This window comes from Micromonospora sp. NPDC051300, assembly GCF_044455315.1.
Lineage (GTDB): Bacteria > Actinomycetota > Actinomycetes > Mycobacteriales > Micromonosporaceae > Micromonospora > Micromonospora robiginosa.
Map to the genome: position 1 here is coordinate 1 of NZ_JBITEP010000072.1, position 1,281 is coordinate 1,281.

Annotated in this window: 2 protein-coding genes; both read left to right on the plus strand. The window is 68.2% G+C overall.

Annotated elements, in window-relative coordinates; all coding sequences use genetic code 11:
• Positions 1 to 65 precede the first annotated feature (65 nt).
• Positions 66 to 359: a transposase gene (locus tag ACIA5A_RS30895; RefSeq protein WP_396768315.1), complete on the plus strand. Its 294-nt coding sequence runs from the start codon at positions 66 to 68 to the stop codon at positions 357 to 359.
• On the plus strand, positions 356 to 1,270 hold the full coding sequence (locus ACIA5A_RS30900) for an IS3 family transposase (RefSeq protein ID WP_396768317.1): 915 nt from the start codon (positions 356 to 358) through the stop codon (positions 1,268 to 1,270). Before ACIA5A_RS30895 ends, ACIA5A_RS30900 begins: the two co-directional genes overlap by 4 nt.
• The last annotated feature ends 11 nt before the right edge of the window (positions 1,271 to 1,281 follow it).

Genomic DNA, 1,281 nt, shown 5'->3' on the forward strand with positions numbered 1-1,281 from the left:
CTGAAGTGACCCCCTGAGACCGGACACCTCCTGACTTGGCATCCTGCCGAGGAGGAGGAAACGCTGTGGCTCGACAGAGCAAGTACCCCGAGGAGTTCCGGCGCCAGGCCGCGGCGTTGGTGCTCGATTCCGGTCGCACGATCCGCGACGTCGGCCGGGAGTTGGGCGTCAACCACGAGACGCTGCGCAACTGGGTCGACCGGATGCGACGGGAACGCGACGGCGGCCGGCCCAGCGACCTGGCCGTGGACGAGCGGGCTGAGCTGGTGCGGTTGCGGCGTCAGGTCGCCCAGCTGGAGCTGGAGAAGGAGATCCTGAAAAAAGCCGCGGTCTTCTTCGCGCGCGAGACGGAGCGGTGAACCGGACCGACGTGTATCGGTTCATCGACGCGGAGAAGACCACCTACCCGGTCCGTCTGCTCTGCCGCCTGCTCGGCGTCGGCCACAGCGCCTTCTACCAGTGGCTGCGCGCCGGTCGACAACGTGCCGCCGACCGGCAACGCCACGACGAGCAGCGCGTCGAGGTCACCCGGCAGGCGTGGTCGGAGCACCGAGGCGTCTACGGCGCCCGCCGCCTCACCGCCGAGCTGCACGATCGCGGTCACCGGTGGAACCGCAAGGCGGTGGCCCGACTGATGCGGCTGGCCGGCATCGAGGGCGCCCACCGCCGGCGGCGCGGCAAGCCCCGCCGCAAGGCCGCGTCCACCGCCACCGCACCGGACCTGGTCCAGCGGCAGTTCACCGCCACCGCACCGAACCGGCTGTGGGTCGCCGACATCTCCTACCTGCGCACCTGGGAAGGGTTCCTCTACCTCGCGGTCGTCGTTGACGCCTACTCACGGCGAGTCGTCGGGTGGGCGATGGCCGATCACCTGCGCACGGAGTTGATCCTCGACGCGGTCGGTATGGCTATCCAGCACCGCCGGCCGGCCCGCGACCAGGTCATTCACCACTCGGATCGGGGAACGCAGTACACGTCGTTCGAGTTCGGCCGGACCCTGCGCTCCTGCGGCGTCCTCGCGTCGATGGGCTCGGTCGCGGACTGCTACGACAACGCCATGGCCGAGACGTTCTTCGCCACCCTCAAAACCGAACTGGTCTACACCCGGGCCTGGCCGTCTCGCCATGAACTGGAGATGGAGGTCTTCTCCTACATCGAAGGCTTCTACAACCCTCGCCGACGGCACAGCCGTCTGGGTAACGTCAGCCCCGACACCTACGAGAAGATCCACCGAGAGTCCCTGACAGACATCGAGGTGTCCGGCCGATAGGGGTCACTTCA